The following is a 20,230-nucleotide window of genomic DNA, read 5'->3' on the forward strand; positions in this document are numbered from 1 at the left end:
GCGGCAGCGGCTGGACCTACCTCGTGACATGGACATGGCTCAAGGCATTTCCGTGGCGGAACAACCGCAGAGCGTGGGCGAGGCGTTCGACGTCATTCTGAAGCCCGCGCCGCACGCCGAGCTTGCCCGCGAACTGGCGGACAGGCTGACGGAAATCCGTATCGACGAGAACCTGTTCGCGATCGGACGCGCCGAAGCGCCGTTCGACGCCAGTCCGCCGGAAGCCGTGGCGCAGCTTTCGCGCCGCCATGCGCGCATCTTCATCGAGCACGGTTTCGTCTATATCGCCGATCTCGCGAGCAAGAACGGCACGGCCGTGAACGGCACGCCCGTGCGCGAAACGCCCGCGCGCGTGCGAAGCGGCGACATCATCTCGTTCGGCAGCAAGCTTTCGTACCGCGTGCAGTTCGCGCCGCGCGCGCGGCGTCTGAATGTGCCGAGGCCGATCGGCATCACGCTCACCCCGCAGCGCGACGATCTCGGTCTTCAGCCGATCGAACTCGCGCAGTTTCCCTTCCTCGTCAGCAAGACCGACGAGACGTTTTCGCGCTATCGCGAGCACTATCCACATCAGGTCAATTACGTGTCGCGGCGGCACGCGCATGTGTTCATCAAAGGCGGCGCGCCCTTCGTCGAGGATCTCGGCAGCACCAATGGCACGTTCGTGAACGGCGAGCGGCTCGGTGCGTCGGCGGTCGAGTTGAAGAAGGGCGACACCGTCGCGTTCGGCGGCACGCACTTCGCCTACGTGGTGCATCTGCACGGCGACGAAGGCGAATCGACACTCACGGAAATGGTCGCGCAAGTCGCGGCGCCCGCGCACGACGACGAGTTCGACAGCGACAAGACGACCTTCGTCGGCTCGGCGCACTCGTTTCTCGACATCTTCTGCGTCGATCAGGCTGCCGCGCGCGACGACGAAGTCAACGAAGAAGCGCAGCCGACGCCCGCCGAAGAAAAACGCAACGACGCGCGCGCGGCGAAGCGAAGCAAGTTCGCGCTTTTCGTGTCGGAGCTGCATCGTGTGCTCGCGAACGACGATCGGCGCGCCGTGCGCCGCACGCGCATCATCGTTGCGTGCGTGCTGGCCGTGATCGTCGCGATCGGCGCGGCGCTCTTCTATAGCGGCTCGCCCGAGCGTCAGGCGAAATCGCTGATGGCGCATGGCGAGTTCGGCGAGGCCGCGACCGTCACGAACGATTATCTGAAGACGCATCCGAAGGACGCGCAGTTCACGTCGATGAACACGGAGGCCGTGCTCAAGTCGAACGTGCCGCGCTGGCTCGTCGCATTGAAGAAGGGCGATTTCGCGAACGCGGATGCGATCATCGCGCAGATGCGGGCCGTGAGCGAGCACAACGCGGACGTGCATTCGCTCATCGACGAACTGGAATGGATCGGCAAGCTGGAAAGCTTCGTGATGCGCCGCGGCGGCGCCGACGCCCCGATCCGCATGTACGCCGACGAACCGCGCATCGGCGCGATCCTGAAGCACTGGGAAGCGGACGCGGCGGGGCATCAACGCGATCTGGACCGTATCGCGGGCTACGTGCCCGAGTTTCGTGATCCGTATGCGCTCGCGCTGAGTCATCTGCGCAAGCTGCAAAGCGATGACTCCGTGTATCTCGCGGCCATCGACAGACTCGATGCGAGTATCGTCAAGAGCCTCGGCCAGGACGATCCCGATGCGATCAACGCGACGCTGAAGGAATACGCGGACAAATATCCGCGACTCGCGGGGCTCGATCGCGTGCGCGCCGATCTCGATGCTTATACGAGCCTGCGCCGCAGCCTCAACGGTGCAAGTCTCGCGCCGCTCGCGGGCTCGGTGAGCAAGGCCAGTTTTTCGACGCCGCCGTTCCAGGAAAAATACAAGCAGATGAGCGCGGGCCAGTTGCCGCCGCCCGATGTGCTCGCGCAATACGCGAGCGTCGCCGATGCATGGAACCGCGGGCAGAGCGCGCAGGCGATCGACAGCCTGCAAAAGCTGCCGCAAGGCTCGTGGTCGCCTATGGTGCAGAAGGAACTGGCGCACAAGAAAGCGGTGGCCGCGCAATTCGCCGATCTGCAAAAGGCGCGCGGCACGAAGGGCTACGAGGATGCGCTGCTGTCGTTCTATGAAACGCTCGATCTCGACAGCGACACGTTTTATGCAAAGGCCGTTGCGCCCGATGTCGCCGCGCTGAAGGACAAGGCGACGGCCCGCGCGCAATCGCTGATGACGCAGGCGCAGACGTCGTGGCAGCAGTATCGGACGAACGGCGGCATCGGCGGATCGCAGCGGCTCGAATCGGGTGTATCGGATGTATTCAGGACGCAGGCTCGACTCTTGTCGGACGCGCAGGATGCGGCCACGCGCGGCATGCGCATCTTCAGGCAAGTGAAGGCGGACAGCGCGACGGCGAAGTGGACCGCGCTCGCGAATGAGATCGACACCGAAGCGGATTTGCAGCGGCGCTCGTTGCAGGACCTGCGCATGGTGCTCGAACCGGGACTTCTCAATACGAAGCTGAGTCTGATCGGCGGAGGTACGAGCAGTGAAGAGAGACGCACACCTTAAGCCGTTTTCGGAGGCGCTCGGCGAACACGGCGCCGAGGGCATCGCGATTCTCACGGCCGAGCCGGCGCGGCTCACGCAGGGACTCGTCTTCGCGATGGTCGCGCTCGTCGCGTCGGCGCTCGTGTGGTCGTTCGTCGGCCATGCGGACGTGATGGTGACCGCGCAGGGCACGCTCGCGCCGGAATCGGAAGTGCGGCGTTTCTATGCGCCGATCGACGGCGAACTCGCCGATCTCTATATCGCCGAAGGGCAGCCCGTGCGCAAGGACGATGTCGTCGCGCGTCTGAATGCACGCGGCGCGATCGAGGCGGCGACCAACGCGCTCGAAGCGCAATTGAAGCTCGACGACGCCGAGCGCGAATGGAAGCAGTTCCCGGAGAAGAAGCTGCTGATGGAGCGCAAGATCGCGGCGCTGAAGGATCAGATGGATGTGGAGGAGCATCAGCATCAGCAGCGCGTCTCCGAAGGCACCAGCAAGCTCGCGGAAGGCCAGAAGGCGCAGTTGCAGGAAGCGCGCAGCACGCTCGACAACGCGCGCCGCGCCCGCGATGCCGCGAAAGTGGAGCTCGATCGTTTTCAGCGTCTGCTCGCGCTGCCGGGCGGCGGCGGCGTGGCCGAAGCGCAGGTCGATGCGAAGCGCAATGCGTATCTCGAAGCGGACGGCGCGTATCGCGTGGAGCAATCGCGGCTCGCGGAACTCGACTTTCGTCTGAGTCATGATTTCACGCAAGCGAAGCGTCAACTGGAAACGAGCGGTCAGGAAGCGACGAGTCTGCGTTTGCAGTACGAAGCCGCGATGCGCGAAGTCGCGAGCACCGAAGACAAGTTGCGCTTGCAACTGCAAACGGCGCGTCTCGTCGCGGATGCGGCCGCGCGCATCAAGTTCGAGAACATCGACAAGGACAACTTTCTGCTGATTCTCGCGCCGGTGTCGGGCGTGGTCACCGACGTCACCTCGACGCAGCCCGGCGACAAGATTCAGGCGAACACGCCGCTCGGCGGCATCGCGCCCGCGAATGCCAAGCCGGTGCTGAAGATCGAGATCGCCGAGCACGATCGCGCGTTCCTGCGCGAAGGACAGCGCGTGAAGCTCAAGTTCAACGCGTTTCCTTATCAGCGCTACGGCGTGATCGAAGGCACGCTCGCGTTCATCTCGCCCGCGACCAAGCCGAGCCCGGCGACGAAGCAGCCCGTCTATGAAGGTCGCGTGACGCTCGATCGCGATTCGTACCAGATCGCTGACACGAAGTATCCGCTGCGTTACGGCATGACGGCGACCGCTGAAATTATCGTGCGCGAGCGGCGCCTGATCGATCTCGGGCTCGATCCGTTCCGCAATGTAGCGGGATAAAGACGGGGGGTTACCGAAGCGCCGAAACGCGAACATGATGCGCAATTCAACATGGAACCAACGGAGAACGATATGACGGCGATTGTGCGTATCGACGACGAAGTGGTCGACGTCGGCGAGTTCATCAGGTTATTGAAGTTGAATGGTCAGTTCGACAGTCTCATCGAGCAGCTCGTACGCGACAAGCTCACCGTGCGCGCGGCGAAGAAGTCGGGCGTTGCCGTGAGCGACGATGAAATCCAGAACCGCGCCGATCAGTTCCGCCGCATTCGCGGCCTGCATCGCGCGGCGGATATGAACAATTATCTCGATGCGCTGCACGTGAGTCTCGATGAATTCGAGGTCTTCATCACCGACACGCTCTATCAGGAAAAGATGCTCGACAAGGTGGGCACCGAGCGCGAGATCGAAGAGTATTTCCAGCTTAATTCGCCGAAGTTCGACAGCATCGAAGTGAGTCATATCCTGCTCGATACCGAAGGCAGCGCGAAGGAAATGATTTCCTATCTCAACGACGATCCCGACAGCTTTGCCGAGATGGCGCGCGAACATTCGCTCGCCGACACGCGCGACGCGGGCGGCGTGATCGGACGCGTGATGCGCGGACAGATGAAGCCGGATGTCGAGGCGAAGGTATTCAATGCGGAGGTCGGCGATCTGCTCGGGCCGTTCGTATCGGCGGATGGCGCGTCATATGAAATCTTCGCGGTGACGGCGAAGTATCCCGCGAAGCTCGACGAAGACGTGTCCGCCGAAATTCGCCGGCTGCTGCGCGAGGACTGGATGATGATGCGCGCGCAGGAGCATGTCATCGAAGCACGCTGACTGACGGGGAACGCGATACAACATGGACGCTCCATCGAGCCTTGATTCGCCCGCCGACTTTCTCTCGTCGGTCGAGATTCTTTCGCCGTTCACGCGCGAGGAAATCGAGCAACTGGCGGCGCAAACGGAGTCGCGCCGGTTCGGCTTCGGCGAGACCGTGTGCAATGCGGGCGAGGCGGCCGATGGACTCTATATCGTGAAAGCGGGGTCCGTGCGGATCTTCACCGAGGAGCACGGCAAGGAAATCAGCATGGGGGTGAAGAAGGAGCGCGAGACGTTCGCGGATATCGCGATGCTGCGCGACTATCGCCATGAGTCGTCCGTGCGTTCCTCCGGCAAGACCGAACTGCTCTTCATCCCGCGCTTAGCGATCGAGCCTGTCATCGCGAAGAATCCCGCCGCGCTCGCATTTATCACGAGCTATGTCGCGATCAGTTCGGCGGGTGGCTTCGTCGCGAAGCTCTTCGATCTGCGCGGCAAGCTCAACAAGGCCGAACTCGAAGAGTGCGTGCGCAGTGTCGGCGTGAAGCGTGTCGGCGAGGGCAAGGAGATTCTCAAGCAGGAGTCGCGCGACGACCGGCGTCTCTACGTCGTGCGGCAGGGCGAAGTGCGTATCGTGCGCGAAGAAGGCGGCGAGCGGCATGTGCTCGCGACGCTCGGCCCAGGCGAGATCTTCGGCGAGAAGGCCTGCGTGATGCGTCAGGAGCAGATGGCCTCGGCCATCGCGAGCACCGATACGCGTCTGCTCGTGATCCCCGAGAAGACGGTGCACTTCATCATCGAGCGCAACGTGAAGCTGCGCGAAGTGCTCGAAGAGCGCATCCGCTTCACCGAACGCGAATTGCAGCGGCAAAAGAAGATCACCGAGCGCCGCAAGCTGCCCGCGATGCTCGATCTGCACAGGAAGCCCGAATTGGGCGAGCGCGTCATCAAGCGCTTCGCGTGGATCGAGCAGGCGGAGGAGATGGATTGCGGCGCGGCCTGCCTAGCGATGATCTGCCGCCACTACGGCATCAACATGACGCTCGGCAAGCTGCGTGAACTCGCCAATGTGACGACCTCGGGCGCGACGCTCGATTCGCTCGCGCGCGCCGGCGAATCGCTCGGCTTCACGACGCGCGGCGTGCAGTGCACGTTCGAATCGCTGCGCGGGTTCGAGATGCCGTTCATCGCGCACTGGGAGGGATACCACTACATCATCATCTATGGTGTATCGAGCGAAAACGTGTGGGTCGCGGACCCGGCGATCGGCTTCAGGAAGATGACCGTCGGCGAGTTCGAGCGCGGCTGGAGCGGCACGTGTCTGCTTTTCACGCCGGGACAGGATCTCACGCAGAAGGCCGTGTCGCGCTCGCCGTGGCTGCGCTTCGTGGGCTATCTGAAGCCGTACAAGAAGATCCTGCTGCATCTCTTTCTTGCGACCTTCGTCATTCAGGTGCTGGGCGTGATACCGCCGCTCATCATTCAGAACATTCTCGACGGCGTGATCGTGCATCAGAACGTGAACCTGTTGCACGTGCTGATTGCGGGGCTGATCATCGCGAGTCTGTTCACGCAGCTCATGACCACCATACGCGCGTATCTCGCGAACTTCATGGTCCGCAACATGGACTTCGCGATGATGTCGCAGTTCTTCAAACACACCTTCTCGCTGCCCTTCGGCTTCTTCGCGAAGCGCAAGACCGGCGACGTGTTCGCGCGCTTTCAGGAGAATCACACGATCCGCGCGTTCCTCACGGAATCGACGGTGTCGACCGTGCTGAACCTGCTGATGATCTTCATCTACTTCACGATCATGTTCCTCTACAACGTGAAGCTCACGTTGTTGCTGATCGCATTCGTGATTCCGATGATGGTCCTCACCGTCGTCGCGACGCCGCGCATCAAGCAGAACGCGCGCGAAACCTTTTCTGCCGGCACGGATGCGCGTTCGTATCTGATGGAAGCATTGGGCGGCGTGGAGACGGTGAAGGGCATGGGCATCGAGCGCCCGGTGCGCCTGAAGTGGGAAAAGAAGTATGCGAAGTCGCTGGAAGTGCAGTACAAGTCGCAGCGATTCAATATCGTGGTGGGCTTGTGCAGCCAGTTGCTGAATGCGGCGACGACGATCGGCGTGCTATGGGTCGGCGCGAATCTCGTGCTCGCGCGCGAACTGACCATCGGGCAATTGATCGCGTTCAATGCCTACATGGGCAGCGTGCTTGCTCCGCTGATGGGACTGATCAACTTGTGGAGCCTGTTGAACGATGCGGGCGTCGCGATGGAGCGTCTGGGCGACGTGCTCGATATCGAGCCTGAACAGAAGCCCGAAGACATGCAGCAGCGCGTGATGCTGCCCGATCTTCAGGGCGATATCAGCTTCAACGGCGTGTACTTCCGCTACGGCGAAGGCGATGCGCCCTACGTGCTGGAGAACATCAGCTTCGACATCAAGCCGGGCGAACTGATTGCGATCGTCGGGCGCAGCGGCTCGGGCAAGACGACGCTCGCGAAACTGCTCGTCGGTTTCTATGCGCCGAGCGAAGGCAAGATGACCGTCGATGGCTACGATATCAACATCGTCGACAAGGGCTTCTTTCGCGCGCAGATCGGCTATGTGATGCAGAGCAATCTGCTGTTCTCGGGGACGATCGCGGAGAACATCGCGAGCGGCGACGAAGCGCCGGACAGACGACGCATCGAGGAAGTGGCGAAAATGGCCGACGCGCATGCGTTCATCGCCAAGATGCCGCTCGGTTATGAGCAAGTCGTGGGCGAGCGCGGCGTGGGGCTGTCGGGCGGGCAGATTCAACGGCTGTGCATCGCGCGGGCTCTGTATCACGATCCGCGTCTGCTCGTGTTCGATGAGGCGACGTCCGCGCTCGATACGCAGTCGGAAAGCAATATTCTCGGCAACATGCAGGAGATTCTGAAAGGGCGCACGGCGGTCATCATCGCGCACCGGCTTTCGACGATCATGCGCGCCGACAAGATTCTCGTCTTATACGAAGGCGGCATCGTCGAACAGGGCAAGCACGACGAACTCGTCGCGCGCAAGGGCATGTACTACCAACTCGTGCAAAAGCAACTGAGCGCAGCATGAAAATACTCGACCAACCGGAAAGCGAAGCCAGCACGCCCGCGTCATCGGCGATCTCATATGCGGGGCTCATCGAGAAGATCGAGATTCTGCGCTCGACGCTGCGATGGACCTCGCGCCTCGAACGGCCCGAAATCGAAAAGCTGTTGCGGCAGGCCAGCACCTTGCGCGACGAAGTCATGCAACTGTCGCACAAGGAGCGCTTCGTGCAGGCCGCCGCTGCCGAACCGAAGCGCGATCTTCCGCCTGGCGCGCGGCGACAGGCGCTGATCGAACGCAGCTTCGTGTTCGAAGGCACATTCGGCGATAACCCGAAATTGCTGGAAGCGCTGGAGATCGCCGAGAAGGCGGCGCCGACGGATTTGCCCGTGTTGATCGACGGCGAAAGCGGCACGGGCAAGGAGCTGATGGCGAAGGTCATTCACGCGAACGGCTCGCGCGCGGACAAGCCGTATATCTCGGTGAACTGCGGGGCGATTCCGGACAATCTACTGGAGTCCGAACTATTCGGGCATAGGAAAGGCGCGTTCACGGGCGCGAGCAATGATCGCAAAGGGAAGTTCGAAAGCGCGCATACGGGCACCATCTTTCTCGATGAGATTGGCGAGTTGCCTTTGTCGGGGCAAGTGAAGCTGCTGCGCGTGCTCGAGGCGCACGAGATTCAGCGCGTGGGTTCGGATGAACCGATTGCGGTGGACACGCGCATCGTCGCGGCGACCAATCGCAACTTGCGCAAGTTCTGCGACGAAGGACGTTTTCGCGAGGACCTGTTTTACCGGTTGAGCGTGATTCATCTGACGTTGCCCGCCTTGCGCGAACGGCGCGATGAAATATCGCTGCTGCTCGCCTATTTCGGCGACGAGGCGGCCGCGACTTTGAAGCGCAGGCCCGTGAAGCTGTCGCCGAGACTGCGCGATTTTCTGCGCAACTATGATTATCCAGGCAATATCCGCGAGTTGAGGAACGTGGTGTATCGGCTCGCGTGTCTGGCGGGCGATATGGCCGATATCGATCATCTGCCCGTCGATATACGGCCGAAGTCATCGCTCTCGCTGGCGATGGGCGGGCCGGCCGCGAGCGGCAACGGCATCGCGACGGCGAGTTCGCTCGCGGAAGCAAAACGCGTCGCAAGCGACGAAGCCGAGCGCGCGTTTCTCGAGCGCGGCTTGCAGGAAACCGGCGGCACCGTCGCGGAGCTTGCACGCCGGTACGAAATGAACCGCTCGCATTTGCAGATGCTTTTGAAAAAGCATGGGCTGCATTCGAAGGAGTTTCGCGCGGCGGCGCAGAAGAACAAGGAGGCGGGTTAGCGTTACAGTCCGCAGTCGACATAGCGGCCAGGCACGAAGCGCGAGCGCAGCCAGTCGCGCATCGTCGGATCGAGGCTGTCGCGAAAGACGAATTCCGGCGCGGCAAGTCTGAAATGCAGACGAAGATCGACGGGATAAGTCGCGTCGAGATATTGGCCGAACTCTTGCGCCGACTCGAACGGAGTGAAGTCCAGCGCGCACGTCGCGGCTTTTTGCGCCAGCACGCGTGTGCGGAAATCGGCGAATGTCTCTGGCGTCCGATAAGGCGCAATGCCCGGACTCACGACGATCTTGTCCGGAGGATAGTAGAGCGCGCCGACGCCTTCGATCGTCTCATTCACGCGCGGTTTCTCCAGACTCACGATGAGCGCGGCATCGCTCGGCGCAATCTTATAGTCATTCATGGCCGCGATGGCCGGCACAAGCGGAGCCTTCGGTATGCGCATGATGCGCAGCGCGAAGCCGGGGCCTTGCGCGAGCAGCGTGCAAATCACTCCATAGACGATAAGCGCGCGCGCCGTCACCGGCTTGTCGTCGATTCTCATCAGCAGTCCCGCAGCGGCTGAAAGCATGAATACATATCCATAGCCGAGCGTGCGGGCATCGAATGGGTCGAACTGCGTGCGCACGCGTAACGCGAATTGCAGCAGCAGTGCGCCCGCGCCCAACAGCAGAAGGAAAAGATGACAGCGCCCGCGTTCGCCTTCGATGCAGGTGCGCGTGAAAGAAGAGAAGCGCGCGCGCACAAGAACGAGGAATATCGCAGCGGTCGCGCAATACGTGAGAACGACGCGCACGGACGCATGAACGAAGGTGTAAAGCAACAGCACGATCGATTCGGGTGCCGGAATGCGCGGCATGCCGGTGCTGAAACCCGTGTGTTGCACATTGAACCTCTGGTAAGCCCAGAAGAACAAGGCGGCAACGGCGAAGGAGGGCAGCACTCGGATCGCTGTCTGTCGTCCCCATGCAAGCGCGACGCAGACGAACATCATCGCTGCAAAAGGACCGAATACATAGCGGGATGAACAGCCGATAACAAGCGATGCCGCGAGCAGCACGCCATACCAGCCCGATCGGCCGTTGCGATGAATCACCGCGATAGAAGCCAGCGATCCGGCACAAGCGAACAGAAAAAGATTCTCGGACCACGTGAACTGATAGATGCGCAACGAGACCGGATTGAGCACGACGAGCGCGGCGGTAACGGTGCGCAGCGGCGAGCGCGCAAGCAGGATGAAGGTGAAAAGAAGCAGCACAAGGTTCAATACTTTGCTGCTGATGAACAGGCTCGGGATATCGATGAACGGAGAGGCCATCGCTATCGCAAGTGGATAGCCGCACGGGAAAGTCGCGAAGTACGCGCCCTGTTCCGTGCAGCCGAGACCGCGTCTTATCGATTGCGCAAGAAACAGATAGTCCCAGGAATCGTTCGAAATGAATCCGAACACGCATGCCAGTGCCGCGCCGAATGCGAGAATCATCGCGACGATCAGAATATCGACGTGTCGCGGGAATGGTCGTCCGCCGGCTTCATCAAGCATCGTTGTTCCGGGTTGGGCAACGCAGTGGCTCGCAACGCAAACGGCTAGATCGACGGATTCACCTGCGTCTTGTCCGAAGCCATCAAATCCACCGCATGCGCAACGACGACCGAAATGTTATCGCGGCCACCGCGCGCCAGTGCGATCTCCAGCAGTCGTTGCGCCGCCGCATCGCAATTGCCGGGCGCGAGTTCGTTCAACATCTCCGCTTCGCTGACCTCGTTCGACAATCCATCGCTGCATAGCAGGAAGGTGTCGCCATCGTTCAGGGCGAGCGTGTTTTCATCGAGTTCGAGCACGTCGAGCGCGCCGACCGCGCGCGTAATCAGATGCTGCGCCGGATGATGCAGCGCTTCTTCCGCCGTCAGTTGCCCGCGCGCCTTCAATTCCTCGACATGACTGTGGTCGCGCGTGAGCTGCATGAGCCGGCCCTGGCGCAACAGATAGATGCGGCTGTCGCCCGCCCACACGTAGCCGCAGGCGCCGTCGCGGGCCGCGAGCACGACCACCGTACTCCCAATGCGTGACACCTGACGCCGCGCCGCTTCCACGCGCAGCTTGTCGTTCACGTCGAGCAGACGCGTGCGGGTTTCAGCGATGACGCCCGCGAGATCGTTCGACGCCGACACCTTCGCGAGGCTCTCGATCACCATGCGGCTCGCCAGATCGCCGACCGCGTGGCCGCCCATGCCGTCCGCGACGGCCCACAGGCCACGCTCGGGCGCGTCGAGCAGCGCGTCTTCGTTGATCTGCCGGACGCAGCCGGTATCGGTGCGGGCAGCTGAAGTCCATCGAAACTCGGTGCTGAAGGTCATGGCAACCTCCGGAATCCTGGGTGGCGCGGCGTCGGGCGGGCCTTGCGGACGATCCCGCTCATTGTGTACCAACGCGCGCCCGAAGCGAATCTTGATGTGCACCGTTCAACCCGCGCGATTCCCCGCCGTCGAGTTCGGGTTGACGGTGAGTGTCGCGCCGTTGCCCGTATTGCTGACCGCGACGTTCTGAAACTGATTGACCATCTGGCCGACGGTGATGTTGGTCACGTTGTTGGTGACTTCATAGACGTTGTTGGTGATATCGATCAGCGTCACCGCGCTGCCGGCGGCCGTGCCGCTCGACGAACGCTCCACGAACGGCGTGATCCAGCCGAACACCCACGGCGCACCGCCGCCGCCGCTGATGGCCGACATCGCCGCGTGATCCAGCTCGCGGTCGTATTCAAGGTCGCTGACGGTGAGGGCGCACATGTCGTTTCTCCGGGATGGCCTGTGAACAGGACGCAGCGATTAATGCAAGGCCCGTGCCGATGCGCGGTCGTCGCGACGCTTTTCTTCGCGCTGCTGATCGGGCGGCGGTTTCACGGTATCGGCGCGATTCCTCCGAAAGGGCCGCAAAACGCATCCGTTGGTTCGGCGCCAACACGGGGTGTTGGCCTCGCGGCGCCGGACCAACACCCGCCACACGCTCTTCATGTCCGGCGGCGGATGCCCGAAGGACGCGCATTCTGGCGCAATCGATCCAACAAACAGACCAGAAAACTGTTGGCCGATGAAAAACACTGAGCCTTCGAGAATCGCCTCTAAATTCCAATTAACGCATTTAAATCAATGGTTTAGATAAGCTGGCAAGGAAGATGCAAATGGCTAGGCAACCGGCGCCGAACAAACACCCGACGCCGAAGCGAAGAAAAATCGGAGCCAGCCATGTCAACCAACCAGCAAACCGGACTGATCGACCAGCAAGCCGCCGCGAGCGGTTTCTCGCTCGACGACGAACCGGCGCTCGGCACCGAACTCATCACCCGCCGCTCCGGCTACGAACACCACGGCATCTACGCGGGCAACGGCATGGTCATCCACTATGCCGGCTTCGCGAAGTCGCTGCATCGCGGTCCGGTCGAGGAAGTCACCATCGAGCAATTCGCCGCCGGCCATGAAGTCACGATCCGTCAGAACCCGGCCGCGAAGTTCGTCGGCATGGAAGCGGTGCGCCGCGCGCGCAGCCGCCTCGGCGAAGACCAGTATCGCCTCCTGACCAATAACTGCGAGCACTTCGTCACGTGGTGCCTCGACGGCCGCGCCCGCAGCCGTCAGGTGCAAGCGTGCTTTGTCCATCCGCATGCGGCCGTCAGAGCCGTGACGGGACTTTTCCGCGCCTATGTCGCCGCCGAGCGCCGCCGCCGCATGAACGCGGCGCTCGCCGCCTGAACCTCACGTCTAGCCGATCGATTCCGAGGAGACCATCATGCAAACCATCGAAAATTCGCTGCACTGGGCCGTCGACAAATGGCTCGCCCCGACACCCGCGCATCCGGCACGCGTCGTGCGTCTGTGCCGTTCGCATATCACCGGCGCGCGCTATGTCTGCATCGAGGCGCAACATCCGGGCGGCCCGCTCGCGATCATCTTCTTCCGTCACGACGACGGCACCTGGAACGTGTTTCCGCCGCAAGCGAAGCGCCCGTCGATGAGCGCGCAGCGTCTCGCCGCCTGAGCGGGCATCGAACGCGTACGATCGGCCGGGGCGCGTCGGGTCGCCACCGGCTTTGACACGGTCAACGTGCTGCCGCTACTCTAGCCGCAGATTGCGGCCATTCGATGAAGCCGCCGGGTCGCACGAGGACGGCAGGTCGTGGTAGTTTTGCGTCCGTGAACCAGATCGTACATTTTCGAGGTATTGCCGATGACCCAGCACGACTCCTCTTTCTCCGCCCGCGCGACGCCCGATCCGAACGCGGGCGACAATCCGCTCGGCATTGCGGGGCTTGAGTTCGTCGAGTTTTCCAGCCCCGATCCCGAAGGACTCGCCCGGCTATTCGCGACGCTCGGCTTCGTGCCCGTGGCGCAACACCTCAGCAAGGCGGTCACGCTCTTTCGCCAGGGCAGCATGAATTTCCTGCTGAACGCTGAACCGGATTCGTTCGCGTCGCGCTTCGCGCAATCGCATGGCGTGGGCATCGCCGCGATCGGCATTCGCGTGCTCGATGCGCAAGTCGCCCACGAGCGCGCGCTCGAATACGGCGCGTGGGATTTCGAAGGCGAGAAGATCGGCCCGAACGAGCTTGCTATTCCGGCGATTCAGGGCATCGGCGATTCGCATATCTATTTCGTCGATCACTGGCCGGGCAAGAATAGCGGCGAGACGTCGATCTATGACATCGACTTTCATCCGATCGCCGGAGCGGGCGCTGATCCCGTGAGCACGGGCCTGCTCGAAGTCGACCACTTCACGCAGACGGTCGGCGCGGGGCGCATTCAGGAATGGCTCGATTTCTATCGGGAAGTGCTGCACTTCTCGGAGATTCATCAAGTGCATCCGGACTGGCACGTGTCGCAGGATTCCGCCGTCACGCTCTCGCCGTGCGGATCGATCCGCATTCCGGTGTACGAGGAAGGCACGTATCGCACGGATCTGATGCAGCAGTATCTGCCCGATCACGAAGGCGAGGGCGTGCAGCATATCGCGCTGGCATCGGCGGATATTTTCGCTTCCGTCGACGCATTGATGGCGCGCGGCGTGCGCTTCCTGCAACCGCCGCCGCGCTATTACGACGAGATCGACGAGCGTTTGCCCGGCCACGGTCTGGACATCGGCAAACTGCGCACGCGCGGCATTCTCGTCGATGGCGAGATTCTCCCCGACGGCACGCCGCAGCTTTTCCTGCAGACCTTCGTCGAGCGCAAACCCGGCGACATGTTCTTCGAGATCGTCGAGCGGCGCGGCCATCACGGATTCGGCGAGGGCAATCTCGCCGCGATCGCGAAGGCGCGCGGCTGAACCGGACACCGCGCGCGCCGCGCCGGGCAACGCTCATTGCACGACCACCGTCCCCGTCATGTGCGGATGCAGCGAACAGAAGTACTTGTACGTGCCCGGCTTGTCGAACACATGCGAGAAGCTCTCGCCGCTGTCGAGCGGATCGGACTTGAAGGTCTTGCCTTCATCCGTGACGGTGTGCAGCATGTCGTCGTGATTCACCCATGTCACTTTGGCGCCTGCTGGCACGGTGATCGTCGCCTGACTGAACGCGAAGTTGTCGATGGAAATGGTCGGCGCGTTCGCCGCCGCGACCTGTTGCGCGGGCTCCTGCGCGCACGCCGATGGAATCGCCGCGCTGATCACGCCTTTCACGACGAGCGCGAATGCGGCCTTGCGCAGGAACTTGCCGGCGAGCGGACGGAGATTGGCGGGCGAAACGTAGTTCGCGATCGTCGATGCAATCATGACTGCACCCCCGCGAGCGACGTGTCGGTGACGGCAAGCTGCCCGCGTCCCGCGATATGCGTGACTTCGCGCAGGCCGAGCATCGTGCGCAACTGTTCCGCCGGCACCTTCATCGGGCCGGGGCCGGACGGCGCGCCCGGCGCGGGCTGCGGAAACGCGGTCGACATCGCCGAATAGAAACGCATCTCTCCCTCCACTTTCTGCGCCACCTGATGCACGTGGCCGTTCAACACCGTCACCGAGCCGAAGCGCTTGAGCAGCGCGAGCGCCTGCGCGCTGTCGTCGGTGCCCCAGCCCCATTGCGGATACAGCGCCCACAGCGGAATGTGCGCGAACACGACGATCGGCGTGCTGCTCGATTTGCCCTGCAGATCGGCTTTGAGCCACGCGAGCTGGGCATCGCCGAGAAAGCCGAGGCCGCCGCCCTTCAGATCGATCACGTTGGTCAGGCCGATGAAATGCACGCCGCCCTGATCGAAGCTGTACCAGTGGCGGGTGCTGCCCGTGCCGTATTGCCCGGAAAAGCGATCGAAGAACGCGTTGCCGTCTTCGACCAGCACGTCGTGCTCGCCCGGCACGTAGTGCACGTCCATGCCCGCGGCGCCGATGATCTGCGTGGCGGTGTCGAATTGCGCGGGCTTCGACATATGCGTGATGTCGCCCGTGTGGATCATGAACGCGGGGCGCTTGTCCATCGCGCTCACGCGTTTGATGGCTTCATCGAGCGTGCTGGTCGGCTCGGTGTTCGGATCCTTGTTGAAGCCGATGTGACTGTCGCTGATCTGCACGAAGCTGAACGAGCTGGTCTTTTCGGCCGCTTCCGCCGATGAAATCAGCCGCGAACTGGGCACGCCGCCGCTCACCGTCCAGATGACGCCCGCGCCGGCCCAGGCCATGCAGGACAGGGCGGTGCGGCGGCGTTTGCCGTGCTCGTCGAGTTCGTCGCGTTGTTGCGCGGGCGGCAGTGCGGTCGGATCGGGTTTCATGATGGTTCCTTTGATGATGACGGCCGCGTTTCTTGTCGTTCGTATCGGTAAAGTCGCGCCACGGCGGCTCGATGCGTGGACGCGAGGCCGGCGAGGTCTGCTGCCTGGTGCGAGATCGCGCTGGCATCCGTTCATCGAACCGCATGAGATGCCGGGATATTCCCGCTATATTTTTTTGAGTCGCTGCTGCAAACGGGAATAAACCGTCCGCGAGGGGAGTAACGGAGGGGAAGGCGCGAAAGAGCGATGCCGCCCGCGCCCGACGGAAGTTTTTCGAACGTGGTTGTCGAAAGGAGACCCGCGCGATGTGGCCAAGCAGGTCGAAAGAAGACACGTCCGGGCGACGCGGCCAGGCGGACGCCGAAGCGGCGCACGCGCGCTTCGAAGCGACGGTGATGCCGCACCTGGACGCCGCGTACAACCTCGCGCGCTGGCTGTCGGGCAGCGCGAACGACGCCGACGACGTCGTGCAGGAAGCCTATCTGCGCGCGTTCCGTTTTTTCGGCGGGTTCGAGGGCGGCGAGGAAGCGAACGCGCGGGCGTGGTTGCTCGCGATCGTGCGCAATACGTGGTTCACGGAATGGCGCCGGCGCGTGCAACTCGCGGACGCGACGCCCTACGACGAGGAACTGGGCGGCGACGAAGCGTTGCCGGGCTGGTCGGAGGAAGGCGCGGCCGATCCGGAGACGCTTGCCGTGCGCCGCGACGAGATCCATCTGGTGCATCGCGCGCTGGAGGCGCTGCCGATCGCTTTTCGCGAGGTGCTGGTGTTACGTGAGCTGGAAGACATGAGTTACAAGGAAGTCGCATCCGTGACGGGCGTGCCGATCGGCACGGTGATGTCGCGGCTCGCGCGCGGCCGCAAGATGCTGGCGGGGGCGGTGCGCGCGGCGCAGGGCGGGCAGGACAAGCCGAGCGTGCGTCTCGTGCGCCGCGCGGGACCGGGACATTCAGAGGAGTCGGGAAATGGAAAATAACGACACCGCCTCGCTCGATACGAGGCTCACCGATGGTTCGCTCTATCAGCGTGCGCCCGTGCATTTGCGTGCACAAGTGCTCTCGCGCGTGCGGGCGCAGGCCGAAGACGATGCGCGCAGGCGCGAGCCCATGCGCGCCGCGAAGCGTGCCTCGCGCAATCCGTTCGCGGCGCCGTGGCCGTTTTTCGGCGGCGCATTCGCGGGCGCGACGCTCTCCGCGCTTGTGCTTGGCATGATGCTGTGGTTCCAGGCGCTGCCGCTCGTCTCGTCCGTGTCGACGAGTTCGCCGCTCGCGCAGGAGATCGTGTCGAGCCATGTGCGCGCGCTGATGTCGGACCGTCCGATCGATGTGCTGTCGAGCGACAAGCACACGGTGAAGCCGTGGTTCAACGGCCGCATCGACTATGCGCCGCCGGTGATCGATCCGGCGGGCCCGGGCTTCGCGCTCGTCGGCGGACGGCTGGATTACATCGATCATCGGCCAGTTGCGGTCGTGGTGTATCGCTACCTGAAACATCCGATCGACGTGTACGTGTTTCCCGAGCGCAAGGGCGAAGCGAAGAACGATGCGAGCGGCAAGGACTTTTCGCCGGTCGTCACGCAATCCGACGATGGCTACGCGCTCGCGCGCTGGAACCATGACGGCATGACGTTCTGGGCCGTTACCGATGCTTCGGGTTCAGTGTTGCGTCAGTTCGCCCACGCGATCGAAACCGGCGCGCCGCGCTAAAACGGTGCACGACGCAAACGCAATCCGATAACTTCGAGGGTGCGCAAGGTTGCGCGCGGTGGTCCTGCGGGGACGCCGCGCGTTTTTTTGTTATCGGCATTACAGGTATACCCGCTGTCTGTTCGCTTTCCCGAAGCTATGAAAACGCTTTGGGCTGCTGTCTAAATCCGGCCTTCGCGATACGCGTTTTCGCCATTATTCCTTCCGCCGCGCGCTTACAAAGTGTCAGATGTGCGCTAACGCCCGTGCTCTTCGGGTATGTCCGAATATGGTCATATCCTTACATTTTTCTAAACTCGCTCAAAGCTCATGTAATCGATAACGCACGATTCACTTAAAAGCATTGCACTGTGTTTTTGTGCGTTGCATGGGACTTTCAAATAACGAATCAGGCGACGGAGACACACATGGGTATGAAGATGAAGCTCATCGCGAGCGCGCTCGCATTCGGCGTTTTCTCGTTGGCGCACGCGGCGGACCCGATCAAGATCGGCGTCGATGGCCCGTTCACGGGCGGTTCGTCTTCCATGGGTGTCAGCATGCGCGATGGCGTGCGTCTCGCCACTGCCGAGATCAACAAGTCGGGCGGCGTGCTCGGCCGTCAGATCGTGCTCGTCGAGCGCGATGACGAAGCGAAGAACGAGCGCGGCGTGCAGATCGCGCAGGAGCTTATCAACAAGGAAAAGGTCGTCGCGGTCGTCGGCTATATCAATACGGGTGTGGCGCTTGCATCGCAGCGCTTCTTCCAGGAAGCGAAGATTCCCGTGTTCAACAACGTCGCGACCGGCACGGTGGTGACGAAGCAATTCGACGATCAACCCGATAACTACGTGTTCCGCAACGCCGCCGCCGACCGCATCCAGGCGCCGATGATCGTCGAGGAAGCGGTGACGAAGCGTGGCTTCAAGAAGGTCGCGATCCTCGCGGATTCGACCAACTACGGCCAGCTTGGCCGTGAAGATCTGGAAAAGGCGCTCGCCGCGAAGGGCGTGAAGCCCGTCGCCGTTGAAAAATTCAACATCAAGGACGTCGACATGACGGCCCAGTTGCTGAAGGCGAAGGAAGCGGGTGCCGAAGCGGTGCTGACTTATGGCATTGGACCCGAACTCGCGCAGATCGCGAACGGCATGGCCAAGCTTGGATGGAAGGTGCCACTGATCGGCAGCTGGACGCTTTCGATGGCCAATTACATCGACAATGCCGGTGCGAATGGCGAGGGCGCGCGCATGCCGCAGACGTTCATTCAGGAGGCGAATACGCCGAAGCGCAAGGCTTTTATCGAGGCTTATCTGAAGGAATTCAAGCCGAAGAACGAGCGCATCGATTCGCCGGTTTCGGCGGCGCAAGGTTATGACTCGGTGTATTTGCTTGCAGCCGCGATCAAACAAGCGGGAACGACGGACGGTCCGAAGGTCAAGGAAGCGCTCGAGAACCTGAATACGAAAGTGGAAGGCGTCGTGATGGTCTACGACAAGCCCTTCGCGAAGGGCGATCACGAAGCTATTACGCCTAATGTGCCGGTTATCGGGGAGGTGAAGAGCGGGCGTGTGATTTATGCGTACGACGCGGATAAGAAGGGCGGCGGCACGTTGCGCACCAAGCAGACTACTACGGCTGCGAATTGATTTCTTTGGGCTTTGGGTTTTTGCCGGATCCCGTGTTCGTGTTGGTTTATTAGCACTGCCCCGCATAGGGGCAGTGCCAATAGACCGACACGAAATCAGGATTCCCTCGAAGCGCAGAAACTGCACAAGAAAAACCCGACCATGATCCTTCTGCAACTCGTCTACAGCGGCATAGCACTCGGCATGATCTACGCCGTGATCGCATTCGGCTATCAACTCACGTTCGCCACATCGGGCACGCTGAATTTCGGTCAAGGCGATGCCCTGATGCTCGGCGCACTCGTCGGTCTCACGCTCGTTTCGGCCGGCGTCAACTACTGGCTGATGATCCCGCTCGTGTGCCTCTTCGGCCTGGTCCAGGGCGCGTTCGTGGAGCGCATCGGCGTACGCCCCGCGATCAGAATCAAGTCCGAGTTCGGCTGGATCATGTCGACGATCGCGCTCGGCATCATCTTCAAGAACGTCGCGGAAAACGTCTGGGGCCGCGACGATCTGCGTTTTCCTTCGCCCTTGCCCGAGGCGCCGTTGAAAGTGTTCGGCGCGAACGTTCTGCCGATGGAACTGCTCGTCGTGGGCGGCGCACTCGTGATGATGCTCGCGGTCGAGTTCTTCAACCGCAAGACAATCTTCGGCAAGGCCGTGGTCGCGACCGCGAACGATCGCGACGCGGCCTCGCTGATGGGCATCAACACCGGACTCGTCATCACGTTCTCATATGCGCTTTCTTCGTTGACCGCTGCATTTGCAGGGGTTTTGATCGCGCCTCTGACACTGACCGGGGCGACGATGGGCGCGGTGCTCGGCCTCAAAGCGTTCGCCGTGGCGATCATCGGCGGCTTGTCGAGCGGCATGGGCATCATCGTCGGCGGGATGATTCTCGGCATCGCGGAGACGACGACCGGCTTCTACATTTCCACCGGCTACAAGGACGTGCCGGGGCTCGTGCTGCTCTTGATCGTGCTCGCGGTCAAGCCCGCAGGTCTCTTCGGCAAGACAGCAATCAAGAAGGTCTGAGGCGG

The 20,230-nt window shown here is 62.2% G+C and carries 17 protein-coding genes; 12 read left to right on the forward strand and 5 right to left on the reverse strand.

Annotation, left to right across the window (positions count from 1 at the left end; all coding sequences use genetic code 11):
- Positions 1 to 34: 34 nt before the first annotated feature.
- The 5 genes from AWB76_RS19535 to AWB76_RS19555 all read left to right on the forward strand — a co-directional run bounded on the left by AWB76_RS19535 (position 35) and on the right by AWB76_RS19555 (position 9,125).
- Positions 35 to 2,560 carry an FHA domain-containing protein gene (locus AWB76_RS19535; protein ID WP_061161935.1) on the forward strand — a complete coding sequence of 842 codons (2,526 nt, stop codon included), beginning with the start codon at positions 35 to 37 and terminating at the stop codon, positions 2,558 to 2,560.
- A complete protein-coding gene (locus AWB76_RS19540; RefSeq protein ID WP_061161789.1) occupies positions 2,538 to 3,911 on the forward strand; it encodes a beta-barrel domain-containing protein in 1,374 nt (457 codons plus the stop codon). Before AWB76_RS19535 ends, AWB76_RS19540 begins: the two co-directional genes overlap by 23 nt.
- A gap of 72 nt (positions 3,912 to 3,983) precedes the next feature.
- Complete coding sequence (locus AWB76_RS19545) at positions 3,984 to 4,736, forward strand: peptidylprolyl isomerase (protein ID WP_061161936.1); 753 nt, start codon at positions 3,984 to 3,986, stop codon at positions 4,734 to 4,736.
- A 22-nt stretch (positions 4,737 to 4,758) separates the two neighbouring features.
- Entirely contained in the window at positions 4,759 to 7,818 is a 3,060-nt protein-coding gene (locus AWB76_RS19550; RefSeq protein WP_061161790.1) for a peptidase domain-containing ABC transporter, read from the forward strand.
- Positions 7,815 to 9,125, forward strand: a complete 1,311-nt coding sequence (locus tag AWB76_RS19555; RefSeq protein WP_061161791.1) for a sigma-54 interaction domain-containing protein — start codon at positions 7,815 to 7,817, stop codon at positions 9,123 to 9,125. Before AWB76_RS19550 ends, AWB76_RS19555 begins: the two co-directional genes overlap by 4 nt.
- A gap of 2 nt (positions 9,126 to 9,127) precedes the next feature.
- Here the strand turns inward: AWB76_RS19555 and AWB76_RS19560 are convergent, their stop codons facing one another.
- From AWB76_RS19560 to AWB76_RS19570, 3 genes are all read right to left on the reverse strand, one after another.
- The gene (locus AWB76_RS19560; RefSeq protein ID WP_061161792.1) at positions 9,128 to 10,669 is read right to left on the reverse strand and encodes a hypothetical protein; all 1,542 of its coding nucleotides are present in this window, start codon (positions 10,667 to 10,669) and stop codon (positions 9,128 to 9,130) included.
- A 44-nt stretch (positions 10,670 to 10,713) separates the two neighbouring features.
- Positions 10,714 to 11,484: a PP2C family protein-serine/threonine phosphatase gene (locus AWB76_RS19565; RefSeq protein WP_061161793.1), complete on the reverse strand. Its 771-nt coding sequence runs from the start codon at positions 11,482 to 11,484 to the stop codon at positions 10,714 to 10,716.
- A 105-nt stretch (positions 11,485 to 11,589) separates the two neighbouring features.
- Positions 11,590 to 11,916: a hypothetical protein gene (locus AWB76_RS19570; protein ID WP_061161794.1), complete on the reverse strand. Its 327-nt coding sequence runs from the start codon at positions 11,914 to 11,916 to the stop codon at positions 11,590 to 11,592.
- A gap of 456 nt (positions 11,917 to 12,372) precedes the next feature.
- Between AWB76_RS19570 and AWB76_RS19575 the strand changes: the two genes are divergently transcribed.
- From AWB76_RS19575 to AWB76_RS19585, 3 genes are all read left to right on the forward strand, one after another.
- The gene (locus tag AWB76_RS19575) at positions 12,373 to 12,876 is read left to right on the forward strand and encodes a lecithin retinol acyltransferase family protein (protein WP_061161795.1); all 504 of its coding nucleotides are present in this window, start codon (positions 12,373 to 12,375) and stop codon (positions 12,874 to 12,876) included.
- Positions 12,877 to 12,913: 37 nt separating this feature from the next.
- Complete coding sequence (locus tag AWB76_RS19580) at positions 12,914 to 13,162, forward strand: hypothetical protein (RefSeq protein ID WP_061161796.1); 249 nt, start codon at positions 12,914 to 12,916, stop codon at positions 13,160 to 13,162.
- Positions 13,163 to 13,351: 189 nt separating this feature from the next.
- Positions 13,352 to 14,446 (forward strand): 4-hydroxyphenylpyruvate dioxygenase family protein, encoded by a 1,095-nt coding sequence (locus AWB76_RS19585; RefSeq protein WP_061161797.1) that lies wholly within the window; start codon positions 13,352 to 13,354, stop codon positions 14,444 to 14,446.
- A gap of 33 nt (positions 14,447 to 14,479) precedes the next feature.
- Here the strand turns inward: AWB76_RS19585 and AWB76_RS19590 are convergent, their stop codons facing one another.
- The gene (locus AWB76_RS19590) at positions 14,480 to 14,893 is read right to left on the reverse strand and encodes a cupredoxin domain-containing protein (RefSeq protein WP_061161798.1); all 414 of its coding nucleotides are present in this window, start codon (positions 14,891 to 14,893) and stop codon (positions 14,480 to 14,482) included.
- Positions 14,890 to 15,879 carry a metallophosphoesterase family protein gene (locus AWB76_RS19595; RefSeq protein WP_061161799.1) on the reverse strand — a complete coding sequence of 330 codons (990 nt, stop codon included), beginning with the start codon at positions 15,877 to 15,879 and terminating at the stop codon, positions 14,890 to 14,892. The genes AWB76_RS19590 and AWB76_RS19595 overlap by 4 nt, the downstream gene beginning before the upstream one ends.
- A 305-nt stretch (positions 15,880 to 16,184) precedes the next feature.
- Between AWB76_RS19595 and AWB76_RS19600 the strand changes: the two genes are divergently transcribed.
- From AWB76_RS19600 to AWB76_RS19615, 4 genes are all read left to right on the forward strand, one after another.
- Positions 16,185 to 16,856 (forward strand): RNA polymerase sigma factor, encoded by a 672-nt coding sequence (locus AWB76_RS19600; protein WP_061161800.1) that lies wholly within the window; start codon positions 16,185 to 16,187, stop codon positions 16,854 to 16,856.
- A complete protein-coding gene (locus AWB76_RS19605) occupies positions 16,846 to 17,586 on the forward strand; it encodes an anti-sigma factor family protein (protein ID WP_061161801.1) in 741 nt (246 codons plus the stop codon). Before AWB76_RS19600 ends, AWB76_RS19605 begins: the two co-directional genes overlap by 11 nt.
- A gap of 413 nt (positions 17,587 to 17,999) precedes the next feature.
- The gene (locus AWB76_RS19610) at positions 18,000 to 19,211 is read left to right on the forward strand and encodes an ABC transporter substrate-binding protein (protein ID WP_374729937.1); all 1,212 of its coding nucleotides are present in this window, start codon (positions 18,000 to 18,002) and stop codon (positions 19,209 to 19,211) included.
- 141 nt (positions 19,212 to 19,352) lie between these two features.
- Positions 19,353 to 20,225 carry a branched-chain amino acid ABC transporter permease gene (locus AWB76_RS19615; RefSeq protein ID WP_061161803.1) on the forward strand — a complete coding sequence of 291 codons (873 nt, stop codon included), beginning with the start codon at positions 19,353 to 19,355 and terminating at the stop codon, positions 20,223 to 20,225.
- Positions 20,226 to 20,230 lie beyond the last annotated feature (5 nt).

Source organism: Caballeronia temeraria (assembly GCF_001544795.2).
Taxonomy (GTDB): domain Bacteria; phylum Pseudomonadota; class Gammaproteobacteria; order Burkholderiales; family Burkholderiaceae; genus Caballeronia; species Caballeronia temeraria.

Coding starts and splice junctions, on each gene's coding strand:
- AWB76_RS19535 (WP_061161935.1), top strand. CDS start 35: ATGGCTCAAGGCATTTCCGTGGCGGAACAACCGCAGAGCGTGGGCGAG.
- AWB76_RS19545 (WP_061161936.1), top strand. CDS start 3,984: ATGACGGCGATTGTGCGTATCGACGACGAAGTGGTCGACGTCGGCGAG.
- AWB76_RS19550 (WP_061161790.1), top strand. CDS start 4,759: ATGGACGCTCCATCGAGCCTTGATTCGCCCGCCGACTTTCTCTCGTCG.
- AWB76_RS19555 (WP_061161791.1), top strand. CDS start 7,815: ATGAAAATACTCGACCAACCGGAAAGCGAAGCCAGCACGCCCGCGTCA.
- AWB76_RS19560 (WP_061161792.1), bottom strand. CDS start 10,669: ATGCTTGATGAAGCCGGCGGACGACCATTCCCGCGACACGTCGATATT.
- AWB76_RS19565 (WP_061161793.1), bottom strand. CDS start 11,484: ATGACCTTCAGCACCGAGTTTCGATGGACTTCAGCTGCCCGCACCGAT.
- AWB76_RS19570 (WP_061161794.1), bottom strand. CDS start 11,916: ATGTGCGCCCTCACCGTCAGCGACCTTGAATACGACCGCGAGCTGGAT.
- AWB76_RS19575 (WP_061161795.1), top strand. CDS start 12,373: ATGTCAACCAACCAGCAAACCGGACTGATCGACCAGCAAGCCGCCGCG.
- AWB76_RS19580 (WP_061161796.1), top strand. CDS start 12,914: ATGCAAACCATCGAAAATTCGCTGCACTGGGCCGTCGACAAATGGCTC.
- AWB76_RS19585 (WP_061161797.1), top strand. CDS start 13,352: ATGACCCAGCACGACTCCTCTTTCTCCGCCCGCGCGACGCCCGATCCG.
- AWB76_RS19590 (WP_061161798.1), bottom strand. CDS start 14,893: ATGATTGCATCGACGATCGCGAACTACGTTTCGCCCGCCAATCTCCGT.
- AWB76_RS19595 (WP_061161799.1), bottom strand. CDS start 15,879: ATGAAACCCGATCCGACCGCACTGCCGCCCGCGCAACAACGCGACGAA.
- AWB76_RS19600 (WP_061161800.1), top strand. CDS start 16,185: ATGTGGCCAAGCAGGTCGAAAGAAGACACGTCCGGGCGACGCGGCCAG.
- AWB76_RS19605 (WP_061161801.1), top strand. CDS start 16,846: ATGGAAAATAACGACACCGCCTCGCTCGATACGAGGCTCACCGATGGT.
- AWB76_RS19610 (WP_374729937.1), top strand. CDS start 18,000: ATGAAGATGAAGCTCATCGCGAGCGCGCTCGCATTCGGCGTTTTCTCG.
- AWB76_RS19615 (WP_061161803.1), top strand. CDS start 19,353: ATGATCCTTCTGCAACTCGTCTACAGCGGCATAGCACTCGGCATGATC.